22 protein-coding genes are annotated in these 23907 nt (G+C 36.9%); 3 read left to right on the forward strand and 19 right to left on the reverse strand.

Annotated elements, in window-relative coordinates:
• Positions 1–25: 25 nt before the first annotated feature.
• The 7 genes from CKV67_RS07155 to CKV67_RS07185 form a co-directional block, all read right to left on the reverse strand.
• On the reverse strand, positions 26–1366 hold the full coding sequence (locus CKV67_RS07155; RefSeq protein WP_014092812.1) for a dihydrolipoyl dehydrogenase family protein: 1341 nt from the start codon (positions 1364–1366) through the stop codon (positions 26–28).
• Positions 1367–1456: 90 nt separating this feature from the next.
• The gene (locus tag CKV67_RS07160) at positions 1457–3124 is read right to left on the reverse strand and encodes a ribonuclease J (protein ID WP_014092813.1); all 1668 of its coding nucleotides are present in this window, start codon (positions 3122–3124) and stop codon (positions 1457–1459) included.
• 19 nt (positions 3125–3143) lie between these two features.
• On the reverse strand, positions 3144–4025 hold the full coding sequence (dapA, locus tag CKV67_RS07165) for a 4-hydroxy-tetrahydrodipicolinate synthase (protein ID WP_014092814.1): 882 nt from the start codon (positions 4023–4025) through the stop codon (positions 3144–3146).
• A gap of 14 nt (positions 4026–4039) precedes the next feature.
• The gene (gene dapG / locus CKV67_RS07170; protein ID WP_014092815.1) at positions 4040–5251 is read right to left on the reverse strand and encodes an aspartate kinase; all 1212 of its coding nucleotides are present in this window, start codon (positions 5249–5251) and stop codon (positions 4040–4042) included.
• Positions 5252–5272: 21 nt separating this feature from the next.
• The gene (locus CKV67_RS07175; protein WP_014092816.1) at positions 5273–6316 is read right to left on the reverse strand and encodes an aspartate-semialdehyde dehydrogenase; all 1044 of its coding nucleotides are present in this window, start codon (positions 6314–6316) and stop codon (positions 5273–5275) included.
• Positions 6317–6513: 197 nt separating this feature from the next.
• Complete coding sequence (locus tag CKV67_RS07180) at positions 6514–8679, reverse strand: peptidoglycan D,D-transpeptidase FtsI family protein (protein ID WP_014092817.1); 2166 nt, start codon at positions 8677–8679, stop codon at positions 6514–6516.
• A 127-nt stretch (positions 8680–8806) separates the two neighbouring features.
• The gene (locus CKV67_RS07185; RefSeq protein WP_025279936.1) at positions 8807–9415 is read right to left on the reverse strand and encodes a superoxide dismutase; all 609 of its coding nucleotides are present in this window, start codon (positions 9413–9415) and stop codon (positions 8807–8809) included.
• A 306-nt stretch (positions 9416–9721) separates the two neighbouring features.
• On the opposite strand from CKV67_RS07185, the gene CKV67_RS07190 reads away from it, so the two are divergent.
• From CKV67_RS07190 to CKV67_RS07200, 3 genes are all read left to right on the forward strand, one after another.
• Positions 9722–10519 (forward strand): DUF1189 domain-containing protein, encoded by a 798-nt coding sequence (locus CKV67_RS07190; protein WP_025279937.1) that lies wholly within the window; start codon positions 9722–9724, stop codon positions 10517–10519.
• A gap of 141 nt (positions 10520–10660) precedes the next feature.
• A complete protein-coding gene (locus CKV67_RS07195) occupies positions 10661–11368 on the forward strand; it encodes an AzlC family ABC transporter permease (protein WP_014092820.1) in 708 nt (235 codons plus the stop codon).
• Positions 11359–11685: an AzlD domain-containing protein gene (locus CKV67_RS07200; protein ID WP_014092821.1), complete on the forward strand. Its 327-nt coding sequence runs from the start codon at positions 11359–11361 to the stop codon at positions 11683–11685. The genes CKV67_RS07195 and CKV67_RS07200 overlap by 10 nt, the downstream gene beginning before the upstream one ends.
• A gap of 82 nt (positions 11686–11767) precedes the next feature.
• Here CKV67_RS07200 and CKV67_RS07205 read toward each other — a convergent pair whose 3' ends face one another.
• The 12 genes from CKV67_RS07205 to CKV67_RS07260 form a co-directional block, all read right to left on the reverse strand.
• Complete coding sequence (locus CKV67_RS07205) at positions 11768–12640, reverse strand: post-translocation chaperone PrsA1 (protein WP_014092822.1); 873 nt, start codon at positions 12638–12640, stop codon at positions 11768–11770.
• 144 nt (positions 12641–12784) lie between these two features.
• Complete coding sequence (gene zurR / locus CKV67_RS07210; RefSeq protein WP_014092823.1) at positions 12785–13210, reverse strand: transcriptional regulator ZurR; 426 nt, start codon at positions 13208–13210, stop codon at positions 12785–12787.
• Complete coding sequence (gene zurM / locus CKV67_RS07215; protein ID WP_025279938.1) at positions 13191–14069, reverse strand: zinc ABC transporter permease ZurM; 879 nt, start codon at positions 14067–14069, stop codon at positions 13191–13193. Before zurM ends, zurR begins: the two co-directional genes overlap by 20 nt.
• Positions 14044–14817 carry a metal ABC transporter ATP-binding protein gene (locus tag CKV67_RS07220; protein WP_014092825.1) on the reverse strand — a complete coding sequence of 258 codons (774 nt, stop codon included), beginning with the start codon at positions 14815–14817 and terminating at the stop codon, positions 14044–14046. Before CKV67_RS07220 ends, zurM begins: the two co-directional genes overlap by 26 nt.
• Before the next feature lie 145 nt (positions 14818–14962).
• Positions 14963–15889 (reverse strand): manganese-dependent inorganic pyrophosphatase, encoded by a 927-nt coding sequence (locus CKV67_RS07225; RefSeq protein WP_014092826.1) that lies wholly within the window; start codon positions 15887–15889, stop codon positions 14963–14965.
• A gap of 15 nt (positions 15890–15904) precedes the next feature.
• Positions 15905–16798, reverse strand: coding sequence for a deoxyribonuclease IV (locus CKV67_RS07230; protein ID WP_014092827.1), 894 nt, complete (start codon positions 16796–16798; stop codon positions 15905–15907).
• Between the two features lie 15 nt (positions 16799–16813).
• Entirely contained in the window at positions 16814–18121 is a 1308-nt protein-coding gene (cshB, locus tag CKV67_RS07235) for a DEAD-box ATP-dependent RNA helicase CshB (RefSeq protein WP_003719744.1), read from the reverse strand.
• A 163-nt stretch (positions 18122–18284) separates the two neighbouring features.
• Positions 18285–19406 carry a Nif3-like dinuclear metal center hexameric protein gene (locus CKV67_RS07240; RefSeq protein WP_014092828.1) on the reverse strand — a complete coding sequence of 374 codons (1122 nt, stop codon included), beginning with the start codon at positions 19404–19406 and terminating at the stop codon, positions 18285–18287.
• Positions 19403–20107, reverse strand: coding sequence for a tRNA (adenine(22)-N(1))-methyltransferase (locus CKV67_RS07245; RefSeq protein ID WP_014092829.1), 705 nt, complete (start codon positions 20105–20107; stop codon positions 19403–19405). Before CKV67_RS07245 ends, CKV67_RS07240 begins: the two co-directional genes overlap by 4 nt.
• A 70-nt stretch (positions 20108–20177) precedes the next feature.
• Positions 20178–21302 (reverse strand): RNA polymerase sigma factor RpoD, encoded by a 1125-nt coding sequence (gene rpoD / locus CKV67_RS07250; RefSeq protein WP_003730430.1) that lies wholly within the window; start codon positions 21300–21302, stop codon positions 20178–20180.
• A gap of 94 nt (positions 21303–21396) precedes the next feature.
• Positions 21397–23277, reverse strand: a complete 1881-nt coding sequence (gene dnaG / locus CKV67_RS07255) for a DNA primase (protein ID WP_014092830.1) — start codon at positions 23275–23277, stop codon at positions 21397–21399.
• A gap of 19 nt (positions 23278–23296) precedes the next feature.
• Entirely contained in the window at positions 23297–23737 is a 441-nt protein-coding gene (locus CKV67_RS07260) for a YaiI/YqxD family protein (protein WP_014092831.1), read from the reverse strand.
• Positions 23738–23907 lie beyond the last annotated feature (170 nt).

A 23907-nucleotide genomic window follows, 5' to 3' on the forward strand; every position in this document is an offset into this window, starting at 1 on the left:
TCCCCCACTATACCATATTTGGCGATTAGTTCAAAGCAGTTAAATCACTTGCTGGAGAAGGATAAGCAAATATGACTGATTGTAAATCTGTTAAAGTCAGATTTGCTTTCATTAAAAGAGCGATATAATTAATCATATAATCTGCTTCTTCACTTAGGAAATGCGCGCCTTTTATTTGTTGAGTGTTTTTATCTACAATGATTGTTGCAAGTGCTAGGGCTTCATTTGTTCGTTTATAAGTATACCAACTCGTAGTATCATGTTTTTTTATTTCATATCTATCAGCTTGTTTTTTTGCTTCTGTCAGGCTAATACCTATACTTGCTAATTTAGGACTAGTAAATACCACACTTGGGACAGCGGGATATTCCATTGCTTTGTTTGCCTCGAGAATATTTTGGGCGACAATTGAAGCTTCTAGACTAACAACGGGTGTAAGTGGAGCTCCTTTCGATGCAGCAACATCTCCACACGCGTAGATATGCGAATTTGCTATGGTTTGCAGTTTTTCGTTTACAGTTATACCTTTTTTAGTATACTCAATCTCCGCATTTTCTAAAGATAAATGAGCAATATTTGGTGCTCTTCCTGTTGCTCCAATGATAATATCTGTATCAAGTGAAAAAGAGTTTTCGTCACTAATTTGTAGCTTACCTGCTTTTTTCTCTACCTTTGAAATGGCTGTATCAAAATGAAAATGAACACCCTCTTCTTCCATTAATGAAATAAGCGCCGCAACGAAGTCTGGATCAAATTTCTTTAATGGTTGGCTATTATGATGAATTATATGCACTTCTTTTCCGGCAGCTAAAACAATCGAAGCAAATTCAAATGAAATATATCCCCCGCCAATAAATGTAACTGAATTAGGAAGTTCGGGTAAAGACAAGAAATCATCACTATTTTGAATGAATTCACTTCCAGGGATATTTTGTTTAATAGGGCTGGCTCCAGTTGCTAGCACGATATTTTTAGCTTTTAACACGTCTTCTCCAACTTGTAGGCTATCTTTTGATTGGAAACGAGCCTTTCCAAAAAAGGTTTCGATACCTGCATCTTGAAAACTTTGCAATCGCTGTTCAGGGACATCTTCTACAAATGTTTCTTTAAATGCCATCAAATCTGTCCAGCTTATAGTTGCCGCCTGTTTAATTCCTTTTCCTCGTAGTCGTTTAGAAAAATTTCTAGCTTCACTTGCGCCCACAAGTACCTTTTTAGGATCACAGCCTCGAAGGACACATGTACCTCCCCAACTATGCTCTTCTACAATAGCCACACTTAGACCAGCGACTTGCGTGTCAAATGCGACTGTAGTTCCACTTGCGCCACTTCCGATTACAACCACATCATATGTATATTCTGTCAATGGAATCACTCCTTCTAAACTTGTTTTCCCGTCTATTTTAGTTTCAAACGAAAAAACTGCTACACAATAACTGTGCAGCAGTTTTACTTACTAAACTTCCATGATAATTGGTAAAATCATTGGGCGTCGTTTTGTTTGTTCAAATAAATAGCGATTTAATTGATCACGAATATCTTGTTTTAATTTAGCCCATTCAAAACCAGTTTCTTGTAAATTTTTCTCGACGATTTTAGTCACTACTTTAGATGATTCTTCAATTAAATGTTCCGATTCACGAACATAAATGAAGCCACGTGAAATAATTTCTGGTCCAGAAGTAATCGTTTTTGTTTTACGATTTAATGTAACTACTACGATAAAAATCCCATCTTCTGAAAGCAATTTACGGTCTCTTAAGACGATATTTCCAACGTCTCCAACACCCAGACCATCAATAAGCGTGTTACCAGAGTACACACGGTTTCCAGCAGTCATTTTATCATTTTTATATTCTAAAATTTCACCTTTACCTACGATGAAAACATTAGTTTTTGCCATACCAACTTCATGAGCTAGCTTAGCATGGCTAATCAACATCCGATACTCGCCATGAACTGGGACGAAATAACGTGGTTTTAGTAGATTAATCATTAATTTTAAATCTTCTTGGCTTGCATGGCCTGAGATGAAAAGCGTATTACTCATCGTTAATACTTTTGCACCAGCTTTGTAGAGCATATCCATTGTTTTAGCCATCATTGTTTCAAGCGATGGTGATGGTGTAGTAGTTATATAAACTGTGTCACCAGGCTTAATATTAAGCTGTGGATGATTTCCTTTTGTCATTAGTTGCAAGGACTGGATTGGTTCGCCTAAATTCCCTGTTTCAATAATGGTAATTTCATCATCATTATATTTTTTTACATCTTTTAAAGGAATGATTAAATCTTCTTCAAGAATAATTTTATCTAGGCTGCCAGCAATTTCAAAAACGCGTTCTAATTCTTTGCCGACGATAGCTACTTTGCGTTTAGTTGCTACAGATGCATCAAGGACTTGTTGCAAACGGATCAAATTTGATGCGACACAAGCTACAATAATTCTACCATCTGCCATACGAAATGCATGTCTTATTTCTTCTTCAATTAAGCTGTCGCTAGAAGTAGTTCCTTGGTGTTCAGCCTCAGAGCTATCTGAAAGTAAAGCAAGAACGCCTTTTTCACCAAATTCAGCAATCTGACTTAAGTCAGAAGCATAACCATCTTTTGCTGATTGATCAAATTTGAAATCACCTGTATAGATGATTGCCCCTTCACTTGTTTCTAGAACAATCCCAACAGAATCAGGAATAGTATGCGTTGTACGGAAAAAAGACACGTCAATTTTCGCGAATGATAATGTAGTATCCGCATCGACAATGTGGAAATTCTTGAATCTTAGTTTGCGATGTTCTTTCAGTGCAGACTTAGCAAGGGCAATCGTCAGTTCAGTTCCATAAACAGGTGCTTTTACTTTTTGAAGTAAGTAAGGAAGTGCACCAATTGCATCTTCATGCCCGTGTGTTAGGAAGATCGCTTTAATTCTGTCTTTGTTTTCTTCTAAATATTTGAAATCTGGGATAACAATATCAATTCCTAGTAATTCATTTTCTGGGAACATTAAGCCTGCATCTAATATAAAGATATCTTCGTCTATTTCTACAACATATAAATTTTTGCCACTTTCATCGACACCGCCGAGTGGAATGATTTTTATGTTTTTCGCTTTTTTTATTGTCAAAGCGTAGACCTCCTTTGAACTATTTAGAAAGTCCTTCTAATATAGCTTGTAATTTCGTTCCTTGTTCAGCATTCAAATCTACAAGTGGCAATCTAACAGGACCAACACTAATTCCTTGTTGATTTAATAGATATTTGGTTGGTGCTGGGTTTGGTACTGCGAAAAGCCCATTCATTAGTGGAAGCAAATTACGATGAATGCTAGCCGCTTTTTGAACTTTTCCATTTTCAAATGCTTGAATCATTTCTTGCATTTCATTTCCAACAATGTGACTTGCAACGGAGATAATTCCATGTCCACCAACGGATAATATTGGTAAAGTTAGACTGTCATCGCCACTATAAATGAAGAAATCATCGGAAGTACCGGCAATAATTTCACTAATATTATCTAAGTTTCCACTAGATTCTTTGACGCCAATAATATTAGGCAGTTTTGCTAAACGGATAATCGTCTCTGGCTCGATGTTTACTACACTACGACCTGGAATATTATATATAACGACTGGTAAATCAGATGCCTCTGCTACAGCAGCAAAATGGGCATATAAACCATCTTGATTGGGTTTATTATAATACGGAGCAACAATTAAAACTGCATCAATCCCACCTAGCTCTGCTACTTCTTTTGTGAATTCAATTGTTTCTGCTGTATTGTTTGAACCCGTCCCTGCGATTAATTTTGCCCGGCCGTCGTTTGTTTCGATAACTTGACGAAATAATTTTATTTTTTCATCATGCGATAAAGTGGGAGATTCACCAGTTGTACCAGCGATTACTAAGCCATCTGAGCCGTTTGCTATTAAGTGATTCACGAGATGATGAATTCTTTTTTTGCATACTTTATTCTTTTCTGGGTGAATTGGCGTCACCATTGCTGTAATTACTTTTCCTAAATCCATCTTTCATTTCCTCCTTACTTAATTTCCAAACAAAATATGTCATGAAGGGCATTGACTGCCGAAATTAAGTCCGCTTCTCTTACTAATACCCAAATAGTAGTATGACTATCCGCTGATTGTAAAATTGGGATATTTTTTTCGGATAATGCTCCTACGATTTTAGCGGTAACACCAGGTACACCAGTTATTCCAGCGCCAACAATAGAAACTTTTGCACAAGCTTCTCGTACAAAAGTTTCTAACTCTGCTTCTTCTAAAAGAAGTTTGACTAGTTGCCGTTTTTCTTCTGGGACTGTAAAAATGACGGAATTAGTAGAGATATTGATGAAATCTAAGCTAATACCAGCATCTGCTAAAATTTTAAAAGCTTCTTGTTGTGCTTTTACTGTATCAGTTTTAACGGATACTTGGGTTAAATTGGTTACGTGGGCAACACCTGTTACGATACGCTCTTTGACATCAAAATGACCAACTTCATCTGTTAAAGATGTGACAAGTGTCCCTTCACTTTCTAAATAAGTAGAACGAATTCGCATGGGTATTTTAGCAGTCATGGCGATTTCGACAGCACGAGGATGAATAACTTTCGCCCCTTGATAAGCCATATTACTTACTTCATTATAACTTACTTTAGGAAGTGAACGTGCATGTTCAACGATTCGCGGATCTGCTGTCATCATTCCATCTACATCAGTAAAAATATCAATATAATCAGCTTGTAAGGAAACACCCAGTGCCGCAGCTGATGTATCGCTTCCACCACGACCAAGTGTTGTTATGTCACCATTAATAGCCATTCCTTGAAAGCCAGCGACAACTGCAACATCAAGTGATTCAAGTGCTTGTTGAAGTCTAGTAGTATCAACTTCTGTAATTTTAGCATTTAAATGATCACTCGTGGTAATGATACCTGCTTGTCCGCCAGAAAATGCTTCTGCTTTTATATTTGCTTCTTTTAACATATTTGTAAATACGGAAGCGGAAATCGTTTCACCTACAGAAAGCAATGTGTCTTGCTCTCTAGCCGTCAATTTAGTATTTTTCGCACCAATCAGTTCTAACAGTGTATCTGTTGCATAAGGGTCGCCGTATCTTCCAATAGCAGATACGACAACCACTACTTTATAATCGTTTTTAAGTGCACGTTTAATATGATCAAACGCCATCAATCTTATTTTTTCATTTTGGACGGAGGTTCCGCCAAACTTTTGTACGATGATTTTCATTTCCTACACCTCAAAATAACTTTAAATAATCGCTAATTTTACTAAGCTTTCAGCAATTTGAATGGAATTCCATGCAGCGCCTTTTAGTAGATTATCAGAAACAATCCACATATGGAAGCCTTTTGTATCATCTAAGTCAGCGCGAACTCGACCAACAAAAACTTCTTTTTTTCCAGCTGCCTGAATAGCTTGTGGGTAAATTTGGTTTGCAGGATCATCTTCTAAGACAACTCCAGGAGCTGTTTTTAAGACTTTTTGAATATCTTTAGCACTTACGCCGTCTTTATCTATTTCCACATAAACACTTTCAGAATGTCCACTTACTACAGGAATACGAACACATGTAGCAGAGACTTTGATCGTATTATCTCCCATGATTTTCTTCGTTTCATTGATCATTTTCATTTCTTCATATGTATAATCATTCTCTGTGAAAACGTCAATTTGTGGTAAAGCGTTAAATGCGATTGGATAGTGTTTTTTATCGCCTTTCACTGGCATAATCTCTGGAGTGAAAGCTTGATTGTCTAATACAGCTCTACTACCTTCTTGTAATTCTTTAATGGCACTTACGCCAGAACCTGAAACAGCTTGATAAGTAGAAACAATAATACGTTTTAATCCATAAGCTTCTCGAATCGGTTCGAGTGCAGCCACCATTTGAATGGTTGAACAATTTGGATTAGCAATAATACCATTATGTGAAAAGAGCGCTTGTTCATTTACTTCAGGAACAACAAGTGGTACAGTGGGATCCATTCGGTAAGCACTTGTGTTATCAATAACGATTGCCCCGCGCTTAACTGCTTCTTTTGCTAAGTCTTTAGAAACAGAACCTCCTGCACTAAATAAAGCTATGTCGACGCCTTCAAAGCTTTCGGGCTTAGCTTCTTTAATAGTTACTTCTTCACCGCCGAAAGTTAATTTTTTCCCAGCAGAACGAGCCGAAGATAAGAATGAAACTTGCTTTATCTTAAAAGTCGCCGCCTCTTCTAGTAATTCAATCATTTGGGTACCAACTGCACCAGTAGCACCGACAACTGCGACATGATAGCTTTTTGTCATAGTTTACAATTCCTCCTTCAATTTAATCCTCTTCCCTCTACAGTAAAACAGAGATCTGGTTAATTTTACATATACTTCATCATACCATAAATGAAGCTGTTTCGCAGTTTTTTATGTGATTTACCGCTTATTTTTTTAATTGTTTGTTAGTTTAGATTGAAAAAAGCCACTTTCATTTTGGTGAAAGTGGCTTTTAATTAATTTTCGGTTTGTTTTGATTGCGCTTCTGCTGCTGCTTTTTTATTGTTAATTGGTTGTTCTACTTTAGAATCGCTTTTGTTTGCTTTTGCACGTTCTTTTTTCAGTTCGAAATATTTATCGAATACTTCTTTGGAAATAGTCATATTTGTTTTGTGGTCTGTACCATATGGACGATAAATCCATGGTACAACAACGGATATAGCAATCTCAGGTTTTTCAACTGGTGCATATCCTACAAAAGTGGTATTCCAAACACTTGCCATTTTATTGCCCTCTTTAGGTCCATCATAAAAGGCGTCGGCAGTACCGGTTTTACCAGCAACATCATAATCGCTAGAAGTAAATACTGTTCTAGCAGTACCGGTGGAACCGTGAGTTACTTCATAGAATCCTTGTTGTACGGTTTTCATATCACTCTCAGAAACACCGATTTTGTTTAATACTTTAGGCTTATTGGCGGTGGCAAGTGTTCCTACAGTGTCACCATTAGTACTTGGATTTCTAATTTCTTTTAGCATACTTGGAGAGATTCTTGAGCCACCGTTAGCGATAGTGGAAACATATTGCGCCATTTGAAGTGGCGTATAAGAATCATATTGTCCAATCGCAAAGTCGAGAATTTTACCAATTGTTTGGTCGTCACCTTTATAACCAGTTTGTTCTCCTGGAAGATCAATGCCAGTTTTTACTCCTAATCCAAATTGATTATAGTAGTAACGCATGTCGTCAAAGGTACTTAGTGGTGCTTTAAGCGGACCATTAGGCACATATTTAGCTCCGCCCATTTTCATCGCTACTTGATACATGTAGGAGTTGGATGAAATTTCAAGAGCGCCAATTGGATTAAGTGGACGATTACCTGCGCCTGTTCTGTTAAACCAAGAACTTTTTGGCTTCGTTCCTTTTAAAGCAATCGGTTGGTCCGTAAAGACAGTATCTTTTGTAATTGCTCCATCCATAATACCACCTAAAACTGTCGAACCTTTTACCGCGGATCCCATTGCATATGCGGTTGTAAATGTTCCAAGCGAATAATCTTCAAACTCGCCTTTGTCATTTAATTTTTGGCCGGCGAGCGCAAGAACTTCCCCTGAATATGGATCCATTGCAACAACAAATGCTCGGTCAAATAAATCAGAACCAGCATATTGCTTGCCTTGTGAAATGTTTTTGCGCAAGATTTCTTCTACTGCTTTTTGGAATTCTACATCCACAGAAAGAACTAAATCTTTTCCTTTAGAACCTTCATACTTACTAACTGTTTCAATGATATTCCCTTTTGAATCAAGCACACTTTCAGACTGTGATTTTGATCCAGCAAGAACACTTTCATATTGTGCTTCTAAATAACTTTTACCAACACGGTCATTTCGGCTATATCCTTGTGATAAATAATATTCTGCTTTATCTTTCGGTAAACCTTCTTTCGCGCTTGAAACAGAGCCGAGTATGGATCGTAATGTTTCATCATAGGTATAATAACGATTCCAGTCAGTTGTTGTGTCCACTCCTGGTAAACTATCCATGTTTTCGCTGACACGAGCAATTTCTTCATCGGTTACATCTTTGTTTTTAACAACAGATTCTGTCATAGCATAACCAGTAGTCATTTTTTTATAGATAGTTGCTACTTTTAAGTCCTCTTTGCTAAGGCTATCGATGTCTGCTTGTGTCACATTTTCTACTTGAATTTTATAAGCTTTGGAAGCTTCAAGCGCTTGCTCTTTTGCAGATAAACGGTTCAATGATTCTGTTTGATGCGTTAAAATCCAGTAGTCTTTCAAATCACGCTCTGTTAATTTTTCTGGTTGGACCGTAATTAATTTTTCAAGTGTTTGAGCGACATGAAGCGTTTCAGATGTTTCTGTTTGTTGGCTTCTTGTATAGGTAATTGACTTAACCGCAGAATTACCTACTAATAAGTTGTAATTCCGGTCATAGATGCTGCCACGTGGAACATTTTTTGAAACTGTTACGTTATCCGTCTCTTCTAATTGACGTTTGTACGTATCCCCTTGAACGATTTGAACAATTCCTAATCGTAAAATTAAAACGGAGAATAATATAAAAATAATAAAGAATAGAATATTTAAACGTAGCGGAATGATGGCGCGTTTTTTCTTAGTGGAATCTTTTTTCTTTTTTCTAAAATTTAGTTTCACGCAAGTTACCTCACTTTTCAATAATACCTTTTCCTATTGTAGCTGAAAAAGCATTATTTTTCCACTGTAAGTTCATTAGAAATTCATTAGAAATAAAAAAGACCCACCTAAGTGAGCCTTTCGATAATTATTTTGCTGCGTCAAAGCGTTTATTTGCTTCATCCCAGTTAATTACATTCCAAAATGTGTCAATGTATTCAGGACGACGGTTTTGGAATTTAAGATAATAAGCATGTTCCCAAACATCTAAGCCAAGAACTGGAGTTTTACCTTCGCTAAGTGGAGAATCTTGGTTAGCAGTGGAAACAATTTCTAGTTTACCATTGTTCACTACTAGCCATGCCCATCCTGAACCAAAACGAGCCGCAGCTGCCGCATTGAATTTTTCTTTGAATTCATCAAATGTGCCGAATTCGCTTTCGATTGCTGCTTTTAAGTTACCAGTTGGAGCACCACCACCATTTGGGCTAAGAATAGACCAGAATAAAGTATGGTTAGCATGTCCACCACCGTGGTTACGTACTGCGCCACGAATTTCTTCAGGAACGCTATCTAGATTAGCAACTAATTCTTCCACAGGTTTACTTGCAAGTTCTGCGTGTCCTGAGACTGCTTCATTTAGTTTTGTTACATAAGTATTGTGGTGCTTTGTATAGTGAATTTCCATTGTTTCTTTATCAAAATTCGGCTCCAAAGCATCATAAGTATAAGGTAATTTTGGTAATTCGTAAGTCATTAAAAATTCCTCCTCGGATTGTTTATTATTTATGTGAAAAGAAATTACATTGTAAGGCGAAAGGTATAGACCCTATTTCCATAGAACTATGTAACACCTTAAATAACGTTTCTCTTTACACCATTTAGCCTACCACGACCCAGAAATGCTTGCAATTTTTCTGCTCAGTAATGTTTCAATATTGATTTTGCCATCATTTCAAGCTATGATTAAAGTTAAGTGGAAAAAGTACGTTCTTTTGCACATACATGTATTTTTTCCCGGAAATTGAAAAGTTAAACCATTAGGCGAGGTGTTGAAAGAAGAATGAATATTTTTAAACGCTTCTGGAAAAGTTTATATTCCCCTGCGGATATTGCATCGTTTCGAAATGATAAAATCAGAAAAAGTATCGTTTATATCATCGTTTTATCATTTGTTGCTTTCCTTCCATTAGCATACTTTACGAGTGTTACAACAAAAAATGCGCTGAAAGTTGGCGAAGAAACCATCACGAATGAAATTCCAAATTTCAAAGTGACAGACGGAAAACTTGTTTTAACAGACGACGCTGTCAAAAACTTGCCCATCTCTATCGATCAAGATCAATTACATATTTATTTTGATGCTTCTGGAACGCTTGATAAAGATGATGTCGATAATAAAATAGCTTCGTATGATAGTGCAGTTGCCTTTCTTTCGGATGGTATTTATATTACAGCGGCTGGTGTTTCGCAATCATTCAGTTATGAAACGGCCGGTATTAGCGATAAAGCCGATTTAGTTAATTTATATACCTCTATTGAATCGTTAGCGAAATATTTTATCCCGATTGCGTTACTTGTATTATTCATCTTTACACTTGGATCGGTTTTCTTCCGAGTTGCTCTATATGCACTTTTTGGCTTTATTTTATCTGGCTTTGGACGAACTGGTATTGCTTTCCGTCAAAACTGGATGATGGCTTCTTACAGTATCACTTTAGCGGCGGTCTTCACCATGGTTATGGAAGCTTTACAGATAATTGTTCCATTTGGAATGGAAATCAATATGGTTGTAAGTATGATTTTTGTTTTCCTTGCAATCCGCTCTATTCCACCAGCCGAACCAACTATCGAACAATAACTACTAACCACTTGTTTTTTTACAAGTGGTTTTTTCATGAGTAAATAGACGTGATTTTGCACTTAGAAAATGATATGATGAAAAAATCAGTGCGGAAAATAGAGCAATTGTTTCTCATTTTTTTTGAAGGGGACGATTTTTTTGGATAAAGAAGTGGAGTTAAGTTTTTATGATGGTGTAAAAGCTTGTATACCAACTGTGCTTGGTTATGCTGGGATTGGAATAGCTGCTGGTGTGGTCGGGAAAGCGTCGCATTTAAGCGTGCTCGAAGTGACTTTGTTGGCAGTTATTGTTTATACAGGAGCTGCCCAGTTCATCATATCTGGTTTACTATTATTACAAAGTCCGATTTCTGCCATTATTTTTACTACTTTTTTAATTAATTCGAGGCATTTTTTAATGGGGATGGCAGAAGCACCCCACTTCAAGAAATATTCACTTTGGAATAATATTGGTATTGGTGCGCTTTTAACAGATGAGACTTTCGGAGTTTCGATGAATCAAATTAGCAATAAAAAACCGGTTAGCGCCAAATGGATGCACGGGATAAATGTCACAGCTTATCTTGCTTGGATTTTGGCATGTATTACTGGCGCATTTATTGGAAACTGGTTACCAGACCCAGAAAAATTTGGACTAGATTTTGCTTTATCAGCGATGTTTATTGGCTTGCTTTATTTACAAGTAATTAGTGATAAAAGTAAAAAAATCGCTACTAGTTTGTTTGTAATGTTAATGGTTGCGCTATTTTTAGTTGTTTTCATGCGCTTTACTACACCAGAGATTGCTATTTTGATAGCAACATTGCTTGGTTGTTTGATTGGAGTGGTAGTAGAAAAATGGCAATAACCACGTATACTTTACTCGTTATTATTGGTTGTGGGATTGTCACTTTTATTCCACGAGTGCTACCATTTATTTTCGTTCGGAAGTTAGCCTTACCCGATGTTGTTATTCGCTTTCTATCTTATGTTCCGCTAGCAATCCTAACAGCATTGTTTGTGCAAAGTTTGCTTATTACTAGAACAAATAACTTCCCTATAATTAACCTAGAAAATCTGCTTGCTTCCTTACCAACTATCATTACGGCTATTTTAACAAAAAATTTGATGTGGATTGTAATTGTTGGTATCATTTCCATGGCAGCGATTCGCTTAATACTTTAGAAAAACCCTTTACTGGCGTGTGTTTTTGACGGGAATCAAAGCCAGTAAAGGGTTTTTATTTATGGGTGAATCAGAGTTAAGCTTAATTAGAGGTTGTTGTACTTGTAGATGTATAATCTGAAAATGCATCTTTTAAGTCACTATCTTTAATATCAATGTTAGCTGCTTTTAGTTCTTTTTTCAGAGCGGCAGTCATATTTTCAGAAGTTAGTTGTGATTCAATATAGGAAGCTTTCACCGCTGCTTTATCTTTTGCATAAGTAGTTTTATCGGTTTTTTCCACTAATTGAATTAGGTGATAACCATAGCTGGATTTTACAATTCCGCTAACATCATCTGTATTTTTGAGGGCATAAGCTGCTTTTTCAAATGCTTCATCCATCTCACCAGTGCCAAACGGATCAAGTAATCCCCCATTTGTACTTGTTGCAGTGTCAGTCGAATATTCTTTAGCTAAATCAGTGAATTTTTCACCATTTTTAAGCTTGGTTTGAATTTCTTTTGCTGTATCTTCATCATCTACTAGTATATGGCGAACGGTAATATCTGGTTGCCATGTTTTATAATATTTTTTCAGTTTACTTTCACTAGCATTCATATTAGCTTCCGTTGCTTTTTGGACTAATAAGTTATATTCAATATTTTCTTTAAAAGAAGTTTTAGTCAGGTTACTTGAAGCAAGTGTTGATTCAAAAGAGTCACCATATTGTTCCTCATATTTTTTGTACTCAGTATTAACTTCTTTTTCCGTAACAGTGTATTTATCTTCTAAGATTTTTTTGAAAGTAAGTTGTTGCACGACCTCATTACCATACGTCGTTTTCATCGCTTCATAAAGGTCATCTTGTGTGACACTTCCTGCATCTGTTTTCACGACAGCACTGCTACCACACCCTGCAAGAATGAGTAATGTTGCTGTTATGAGGGAAATCATCACTTTTTTTAATTTTGTCAAACTATTCCTCTCCTTCTTCTTTCGGCTACTTCTTACTTTAACCAAAAAAAGTGTCCAGAATGAGAAGTAAATATGAAATAACTATGAACATTATCTCGAAAATAAAAATGGTACGAGTTTTGAATCAACTCGTACCATTTGCTATTAAGAAGCCTGCAAACACTCTGGGCATTCGCCGTATACTTCAAATTTATGACCATCAATTTGGTAGCCAGGCAATGCTTCGGTTAAAAAGTCCATTGGGCACATCATAATTTCTTTCGTTTTACCACATTTCATACAAATAAAGTGATGATGGTGATGTTCATGAGTACAAGCGAGACGGAAATTCCGTTCACCAGAAAGATCTGTTTCCTCAAAAATTCCTAGTTCCACAAATAAAGACAGGTTTCGGTAAATTGTATCAAAACTTATTCCTGGGAAATCTTCTTTCATATTTTCCAAGACATCTTTTGCTGTTAAATAACTATTTTTTCGAGCGAGTAAATTAATTAGAAATTCACGTTTATCTGTATGCTTATAGCCTTTTTCCTTCATTTTCATTAGTGCTTCAGTTGCTGTAAGTCCCATTTTCCTCACCTCGATTTGAAATTACGATTTTTTGTCGGATTTTTTGATATAGCATCGTGATGATCAAAATCAACACGGAAATGATAACGATTGCTCCACCTGGTGCTAGATTTAAATAATAAGCGGTAAATAAGCCACCGATAACGGCGATTTCACCAAATAAAATGGATAATAGAATTGTTTGTTTAAAGCCTTTAGCAAGTCGAATCGCTGCTGCAACTGGTAAAGTCATCAATGAAGAGACAAGCAAAATTCCGACGATTCTCATAGACGATGCGATAACAAGTGCGACTAAAACCATAAAAATGATATCAAATACTTTTGCTTTTAAACCAGAAACTTTCGCGTATTCTTCATCAAATGATAACAAAAATAATTCTTTATATAAAGCTAAAATAACGATGAACACGATGATAGCTGTGACCACAATAGTAATCATATCTGTTCGGCTGACTGCACTCACACTTCCAAATAAATAACTAAATAAATCTGTATTAAAACCATTTGCCAACGAAATGAAAATAACAGAAAAACCCATACCTGCTGACATAATTATTGGAATCGCTAGTTCTTCAAAGTGCTTATAAACTGTACGTAATTTTTCCATTAATAATGAACCGACAACGGAAAATCCGAAACCAAGGTAAAGTGGATTAAGTGTCGCAAGTGGTAAATAGGTTTTGCTTAAGAACAAACTAACCGCAATTCCGCCTAGCGTGACATGGCTCAGCGCATCTGCCATTAGGGAAAGCTTTCTAACTACAATAAAACTTCCTAATAATGGTGCAATAACACCTATTACTAAACCCACAATAAACGTATTTCGGATAAAATCATACTGGAGAAGTGTCGCAATCAATGCAATCATCCTCCTTTCGACGTTGTTCTGCTAATATTTCAAGTTCTCGGTCTGCTAAATAATGCTGATATTCATGCGCAGAACCATCAAAAATAATTCGCTTATTTATACTAATAACATGATTAACGTAAGTATTAACTGCCATCACATCATGTGTTACAAGCAAGAGTGTCATTTGTTCTGTGCGATTTAACTCTTGAAGAAGTTCATAAAAGGCCTTCACATTCTCGACATCGACGCCAACAGTTGGTTCATCTAGAATAAGTAATTCAGGACGGCTAACTAGTGCACGAGCAATGAAAACACGTTGTTGTTGCCCACCGGAAAGTTCTCCAATATTTCGATATAAGTATGGAGTCATTTCTACTTTGTTTAGCGCATAGTCAATTGCTTCTTTATCCACCTCATTTAATGTTTTAAATAACCCTTTTTTCTTTGTTAAACCACTGGCAACGACTTCCTTTACAGTCGCGGGGAACGCAGAGTTAAAAGCATTAGATTTTTGAGATACGAACCCAATTTTAACCCAATCTTTAAAATCAGATTGTTTTTTTCCGAATAGCGAAATACTGCCTTGTTGCTTTTTTAGAACGCCTAAGATTAGTTTTAGTATCGTTGACTTCCCTGAACCGTTTGGACCGATAAGCCCCGTAAAACTACCCTTTTCTACTTGAAAATGAATGTCTTCTAAGGCATGTTCTTTATCATAATGGTAGCTTACATTATTTATTTCTATGATTTTGTTCATTCATATTCTCCTTTGGCAGGATTTGCTTGCCGCTTTAACTAGTATATAAAATAATCATCCAAATGTAAATCGTAATAACTTCGAATTAAAACAAACGACAAAAAAACCTGGAAATGAAACGAGTATCATCTCCAGGAAATTGAAATTATTTAGAAAAAATATCTGTTAGAATTGGTACTACTTGTTTTTTACGAGAAACAACACCTTGTAATGGCGCTTGGTTATTAATCAATTTGATACCATAAGCTTTTTCCACTACATCCGTTTTCTCACCAATAGCAATACCAACAGAATCATTGGTAAGGATATTAGTAATCACAAATAAGTATAAATCTAGGTCTTTTTCGGCAATAATGCTTGTCATAAGTGCTTCTACTTCAGCTCGGCGACTTAAAACATCTTCTACATCTACCACATTAATTTGGGCAATTTCCACTTTACTACCATTCATATTAAATTCTTTTGCATCTAGAAGTAATTCAGCAACAGTTTTTTTGCTAACATCAGCACCAGCTTTTAACATCTCCATCCCAAATGTTTGAATATCTACATCAGCAATTAGTGCTAATTTTTCAGCTGCTAATTTGTCTTCGTTTGTACATGTTGGTGATTGGAAAAGTAATGTGTCAGAAATAATCGCCGAAAGCATTAGTCCAGCAATGGTTTTACTCACTTCCACTTCGCTTTCGCGGAACATTTTTAGAAGAATGGTTGTTGTACAGCCAACTGGCTCTGCGCGGTAATAAAGCGGATCTGCTGTTTCGAAATTAGCGATACGGTGATGATCAACAACTGAAACAACGGTTACGTCAGCAATATCATCGGCGCTTTGTTGGTGTTCATTGTGATCCACAAGTGCAACTTCTGAGACTTCATTTGCTACGGTACTAACTAAACGAGGAGCTGTTACTTGGAAATAATCGAGAACAAATGCAGTTTCACTGTTAAGTTCTCCTAAACGTACAGCTTCAATGTCTGCTCCTTGCGCTTTTTTTAATTCTGCATAACTAATGGCCGAACAAATCGTATCTGTATCTGGATTTTTATGACCGAATACAAGTGTTTTTGTCATTATTTTCGTCTCCTTTTAATCATTTTGAATTTTAGTTAATAAATCAGGGTCGAATTCCCCGTTTTTTAACATCTCAATTTCCCACTTATATGGTGGCTTTTTGGATGCTTTATCTTCACCTACATAGGGTGTTTCAAGGATTTTCGGAATATTTGCAAGCTGCGGATGATGCACAATATAATGAAGCGCGTCAAAGCCAATATGCCCAAAACCAATATTAGCATGTCTGTCTTTATGAGCTCCGCATTCATTCTTACTATCATTGATATGTAACACTTTTAGACGATCAATGCCAATGATTTTATCAAATTCATTTAATACGCCATCAAAGTCATTCACGATATCATAGCCAGCATCATGCGTATGGCAAGTATCAAAAGTGACTGATAATAATTCATTGTGCGTCACACCATCAATAATCTGTGCCAGTTCTTCAAAAGTACGACCACATTCAGATCCTTTTCCAGCCATCGTTTCTAAAGCAATTTGAACGCCTTGGTCATGAATAAGTGCCTCATTTAAACCTTGGATGATTTGTTTTATTCCTTTGTCTGAGCCCTCACCTACATGAGCCCCTGGATGAAGTACCATTTGCTTAGCTCCAAGTGCATGTGTACGGACAATTTCCGATTGTAAAAAATTAACTCCTAGTTCGAAGGTCTCTGGTTTTACAGAGTTACCGATATTAATGATGTAAGGAGCGTGTACCACGATGTCAGCCATATCATGCGCTTTCATGTGTTCTAAACCAGCTTCAATATTTAATTCTTCTATTGGTTTTCTTCGCGTGTTTTGCGGAGCGCCAGTATAAATCATAAACGTATTTGAGCCATAAGAAGCAGCCTCTTCACTTGCGCCGAGAAGCATTTTCTTACCACTCATGGATACATGAGAACCAAGTCTTAACATAAATTCACTCCTCACTTATCGTTTTTTCCGTCTTTCCCGACGTTTAATCTCGTTCATTTTATAGTTGATTTTCTTTTTATAATTTGGTTTTCCTTTTTGTTTTGCTTTTTTACGCATACCAATTTCACGTGGATCTGCTGTTTCGCGTTTAGCTTCACGCTTGGCCCGACGATTACGGTCTTCTAGTGTAACGAATTCTTTATTTTTCCAATCAACATGCTTAAATTCGATGCCCATTTTTTCTAATTGGTTCAGACGATCTTCATCAGCTGGTTCGAATAAAGTTAACGCGATACCAGAATGTCCTGCGCGCCCAGTACGACCAGTTCGGTGAATATAAAAATCTAGATCATCTGGTAGTTCATAATTGACAACGTGGCTAATACCTTGAATATCAATACCACGTGCTGCTAAATCCGTTGCAACTACATACTGATAATCTAAGTTTTCGATTTGTTTCATTGTCCGTTTACGTTCCCTTGGATTCACATCACCATGAATTTTAGCAACTTTTAATCCGCGTTCGGTTAAGCCGTTCGCTACTTCATCGGCAGTTGTTTTTGTGTTTGTAAAAACAATCGCCAAATAAGGCTGTGAACCAACTAAAACATTTTTGAGTAAGTCTAATTTATCACGGCTACGAGTCGCCATAATACGGTGTTCAACTGTTTTAGAAGCAGCTACTTTTGGTTGGATGTGCTCATAACGAGGATTTTCCATGTATTTGCTTAAAAATGGTTTTAATTTTTGCGGAATGGTTGCCGAGAAAACAAGCATTTGCAAGTTAGCTGGCATTTTTCCAGCGATATGGTCTACGTCATTTAAGAATCCCATATCAAGTGTCATGTCTGCTTCGTCGATTACTAATGTTTTCGCTGTATGAACAAATAAAGCTTGCTCACGAATCAAATCATTAATACGACCAGGTGTTCCAACAATAATTTGTGGCTGTTTTTTTAATTTATCAATCGCACGTTGTTTATCCGTACCACCAATAACAAGTTGAACAGCGATTTCTTTTTCGCTAAACTTGGTTACTTTGCGAATTTCATTATAAATTTGTGTAGCAAGCTCGCGGCTAGGCGCTGTAATAACTGCTTGTACGGCATCTTTTTCTGGATTCACATTGTTAATTATTGGCAAAATAAAAGTATGGGTTTTCCCTGTACCTGTTTGCGATTGTCCAATGATACTTTCCCCTTTTAAAATACCTGGGATTAGCTTTTGTTGTACTTCTGTTGGCTCGTAAAATCCTAATTTATCTATTGCAAGCCCAATAAAAGGTTGAAAGCCAAATTGGTCAAACCTTGATTTCTTCGTCATAAAATATTTCCACTCCGTTCTATACCTAGTAGCCATTATAGCACAGATTAAGTCATTCGTGCGCGCTATAAGACAAGTTTATCCAAACAATCAAGGAGAATTATCCAAAACAGAAAAATAAAACCGGCTATTTTTTATCAAATTAAGAAATAGCCGGTTTTTATTAGCAAAATTGGAAAGGATCTGTATTTACTTCTGAGACAATAAATTCTGCTTCGTAATCTAAAATTTTTGCTTGTTCTTCCATTTTTGTTTTTAAGTAACCTTTGATAACTTTCTCGATATTGTGCCCTGGATCAATTGTTGGTAAATTAATTGCAAGCAAGTCATGCCCAGTATGATAATATACGTCGCCCGTAATAAAAACATCCGCACCAGTTGCTTTAGCTTGATGAATAAATTTGTTGCCATCGCCACCAATAATCGCTACTTTTTTTACTGTTGTCTTTAAGTCCCCAATAAAACGTACATTTTCCACTGCAAAAGCGGTCTTTAGTTTATCAATAAACGCTACCATTCCCATTTTTTTCGGTAAAGTTCCTACACGCCCTAGCCCTTCTTTATACATGAGATTTTCTAAGCAGTAAACATCCATTGCTGGTTCTTCATATGGATGGGCAATTTTCACAGCTTTTGTAATAGTTTCTGTTAAATGCTCCGGGAAAACAGCTTCGATTTTCACTTCTGGAGTATTCGTTAATTGTTCTTTTTTACCGATAGTAGGTGTTGCGTTGCTACTTGGTTTAAAAGAGCCGATTCCATCTGTTTGGAAGGTACATTCACTATATTCTGTGCCAATTTTGCCAGCACCATTATTGACTAAGGCTAGACGAACGGCTTCAAGGTCTTTTTCTGGAACATATACAGCGATTTTACAGTAAGGTTCTGTGTAGGTTTCTTCAATGAAGGTAGTGTCCTGTAATCGAAGTAAATCTGCTAGGATATCATTGACGCCACCTTCCGCTACATCTAAATTAGTATGGGCAGCAAATACTGTAATATCATGCTTAATTAGCTTTTTAATCATTTTCCCTTGTTTGGTTGTTGTATCAATTTGGTGCGTTGGGCGATATAAAAATGGGTGATGGGCAATAATTAAATCCACCTTTTTTTCAATGGCTTCGTCTACTACTTCTTCTAGAACATCTAATGTAAACATGACTTTTCTTACTTTTTTAGATAAATCCCCAACTTGTAATCCGATTGGATCGCCTTTCATCGCTAGTTTTTTAGGTGCGATTTTTTCAAGAATTGCAATATATTCATATCCACCAGCAACTTTCATTTTAACACATCCTCTACTAATGCAATTTTATGTTCTAATTCACGGATTTTCGCTTGATTTTCATCTGATATCGGTTGGTTAGTTGAAATTGTTTGGATAATATTTTGCCAAGTATTGGCTTCATGGCGCCATTTACTTTTGAATATTGCATTTTGTTCTTTCAAAAGACAGGGGCCGAAAAAGATTTCTTGCTCCGTCCAGTTCACTGGTTCTCTAGAAGGTTTGAGCACGATAATTTCATAGATTTTATTGTCTTCTCGCAAAATTGATTCTGCTGTAATTGTCCAGTTATTTTTTTCAGACCATTCCCTTAATTGGAATGCTGCGATGTTTGGTTGGAGAATGAGTTTGCTTACATTAGCAAGTTTGGCTGCGCCTTCTTCTAAAATAGTTCTAATTAAAGTGCCACCCATTCCAGCAATAACAATCGTATCAATAGCATCCTTATCTGTAATTACTTCTAAACCATTTCCTTTTCGAACATCAATTTGCGCGGTAAGACCTGAAGCACGTACTTGTTTTTGAGCGGATTTAAAAGGACCATCCACCACTTCCCCAGCTACCGCGAATGAGGCCGTTTTATTGTTAATAGCAAAACATGGTAAATAAGCATGGTCGCTACCAATATCGGCAATGCGTTCATTACTCGTTATGTATGAAGCGACTTTTTCTAGCCGCTTAGAAAGTTGCTCTTCGTTCACGATTAGTTCCCTACTTTCATTTTCATTAAAAAGGCAGGAGAACGGATGCGTCCTCCTGCCTGGCTAAGCATTATTCTAGGAAGTCTTTTAATTGTTTGCTGCGGCTTGGGTGACGTAATTTACGTAATGCTTTTGCTTCGATTTGACGGATTCTTTCACGGGTTACTCCAAATACACGGCCAACTTCTTCTAAAGTGCGTGTCCGTCCATCATCTAAACCAAAGCGTAGACGAAGGACATTTTCTTCGCGGTCCGTTAACGTATCAAGTACATCTTCTAATTGTTCTTTTAATAACTCATATGCTGCATGGTCAGAAGGTGAAGTAGCATCTTGGTCTTCAATGAAATCTCCAAGGTGCGAATCATCTTCTTCGCCAATCGGCGTTTCAAGTGAAACAGGTTCTTGAGCGATTTTCAAGATTTCCCGAACTTTTTCTGTTGGTAAATCCATTTCTTCTCCAATTTCTTCTGGGGAAGGATCGCGCCCTAAATCTTGTAGTAACGAGCGTTGAACTCGAATTAATTTGTTGATTGTTTCTACCATATGCACCGGGATACGGATTGTTCGAGCTTGGTCTGCGATAGCACGGGTGATCGCTTGACGAATCCACCAAGTTGCATAGGTACTGAATTTAAATCCTTTGTTAAAGTCGAATTTTTCAACGGCTTTCATTAGTCCCATATTTCCTTCTTGAATTAAATCAAGAAATAACATCCCACGACCAACATAACGTTTGGCAATACTTACTACTAGACGCAAGTTGGCTTCTGCAAGGCGACCTTTTGCTTCGATATCGCCAGCTTCAATTCGTTTCGCTAAAGCAATTTCTTCATCAGCGGTTAACAAATCGACTCGACCAATTTCTTTTAGGTACATACGCACGGGATCATTGATTTTCACGCCTGGTGGTACACTCATATCTGTTAAATCAAAGGATTCTGTTTCCTCTTTGACGAGTTCTGTTTCATCTGGATCTTCATCATCAGCATCATCAGAAACTTCAATTCCTGCTTCGCCAACGTGTTCTAAATACTCATCCATTTGATCGGAATCTAGTGTAAATGGAGCTAATCTGGCAGCGATTTTTGCGTAAGTTAAAATCCCCTTTTTCTTACCTTCTTCTATAAGGGCTTCTTTTACTTGCTCAACATTTAGTTCAGCAACTGGTTTTGTGTTTTGTGTTTTATCACTCATAACTGCCTGTATTCCTCCTTCCAAAATGCCGCTCACCTTATTAAAAGGCTTCTCTTAGGTAATAATACCATCATTTAGCGGTTTTAAAACGTTATTAATCCAATTGACCACTGTTTAATTGGCGGTTAAGTTGGACGATTTCGAGCATCACTCGGATTTCATTTTCTTTGTCATTATCTCGGTTGTATCCGGCAAGTTCTTGCTCAAGTTCTTTCTTTTTTTGCTCTAGCTTAAACCGCTTGAGGCTCCTAATATAGTCTTCGAATTGAAGCCTACCTTGCTCTTCTGGGCAAATAACCATTTCAAGGCTACTAATTAAGCCTTTCATTGCAACATCCTGCACGCTATCCATAAATTTATTCGGATCAGCATCATTGCCTTCCGCAAAGTAGCCAATTAAGTAGGTATAAAGCGCTTGATAGTTGTCATGATAAAATTCTGTTTCACCAAGAAGTTGCTTAATTAATAGAAAGCTATCTCGACTTTCCATCATTGCTTTCATGAGTTGCTGTTCCGCGGTTGTGTGCGCGGATAGTTTTTGCGTCGGCTGTTCAAAAGAAAACAGCATTTCCGGATTTTCTTGTGGGACTAACCCCATAAAAGAATCGTCTATTGGTGGTTCATTATAGCTAGCAGTTTGGCGTGATTTTTGGCTTGTTTTGATAGATTGTTGAAGTTGTTGCTTTAAGGTTTCTATCGTTAATTCAAACTCATCAGCAAGTTGCTTTAAATATAACTCTCGTTCAACCGCTTGATCTAGCTTGGCGATTTCGCGCAAGCAATCATCAATATAACCAATTTGGTCTGTTTCATTTTGTAAATTACGTTCTCTGCGCAAATAATGGATTTTAAAAGCTGTCCAAGTCATCCGCTGCTGTTTGTATATTTCTTTGAATTTATCGGCACCACTTGACCGAATAAAATCATCTGGATCTTTTCCAGCTGGTAATTGAAGTACAAATACATCTAACCGATTTCGTTCCACTAAAAGTGTTCCGGCTTTATAAGCTGCTTCAATTCCAGCTCGGTCCCCATCATAACAAATGATTGCTCGACTAGTAAGCCGTTTGATTAAGTCTGCATGTTCTTCTGTAAGGCTTGTCCCCATAGAAGCAACTGCATTTTGAATGCCTGCTTCTTCGGCAGAAATGACGTCCATAAAGCCTTCCATAAGTGTAATTTCTTCTTGTTTTCGAATGGCTTGCCTTGCTTCTGAAAAATGAAACAATGTGCGTCTCTTGTTGAAAATGGGGGTTTCAGGGCTATTTAAATACTTCGGCCCATCATCGCGGTCAAATAAACGTCCAGAAAAAGCAATAATTTGTCCGCGGTCATTCGTAATGGGGAACATTATTCGATTACGGAATCGGTCTACCATTTGCCCATCATCACGTTCAGACAAAAGTCCTCCTGTTCCTGCAAGTTGTAAATCCATTCCTCTTTTTTCTAGAAAAGAAGTAATAGTTGCATGATGGTTTGGAGCAAAACCAATTTGGAAACTCGCCATCATTTGTTCTGACATACCACGCTCTTTTAAATAAGTGAGAGCGGCTGCCCCTTCTTCTGTTTCCATCAAAATATAATGATAGAGTTTGGCGGTGAGTTGATGCATTTCTATCATTTTTGCTGTTTCAGAAGTTTCTTTTGGTAAATGTGCAGTATCAGGCTCTTCAGGAAGTTCAATTGCAACATCTAAATGGCTCATATCTGCGACTTTTTTTACTGCCTCAACAAAAGTTAGTCCATCGTGTTCCATGAGGAATGAAAAAACATTTCCGCCTTTTCCACAGCCAAAACAATGGAAAATCTGCTTTTCTGGCGACACAGAGAAAGAGGGTGTTTTTTCTCCATGAAAAGGACATAAACCAGCGTAATTACGACCTTGTTTTTTTAGTTGAACATAATTACCAATAATATCGACTATATCCGCTTGATTCCGGACATGATCAATTACTTCTTCAGGAATCCGTGCCATATTGACAGTCAACTCCTATTTACTTATTTTGCAAAAATGTTGTCATCCGGTCTTTGAAAAGCAATCTATCTTGATCACTCATTGCTTTTGGACCTTTACTATATTTGCCTTGTTGCCTATCTTTGGCATGCCTATAGCGAATATCTAACATTAATGACATTTCTTCTTCTCGGTAAAGTTCTCCGCGATTAGAAAAGACATACGTGTCTTTTGCAAGTAAGATGCTAGCAAGACCAATATCTTGTGTTACGATAATATCGTCTTTTTTTGCTAAGTTCATCATTCGCATATCCGCCGATTCTTTTCCAGTATCCACAAAAATCCAATGCTCTCCGTCTGTATTTAGAGAATAATGATTAAAAGAAGCCACAAAAATGACATCTAACTGAAATTTTTCAGCAACTTGTTTTATTTCCGCTTTCACTGGACAGGCATCGGCATCGACCAAAATCTTTGGCACACCTTCCGTCCTCTCTCCAAAAATCTATGAAGACAAGTTAAAAAACGAGTTTTTAGCCCGTTTTTTAAAATATTATTCGTAGATTTAACATTTTTGTTCGCGATATTAGATTATACGGGAAGAAGCCAATTTTTACAAGCTGTTTTCCCCGTATAATATATATATTCGAC

This window comes from Listeria ivanovii subsp. ivanovii (assembly GCF_900187025.1).
GTDB classification, from domain to species: Bacteria; Bacillota; Bacilli; order Lactobacillales; family Listeriaceae; genus Listeria; species Listeria ivanovii.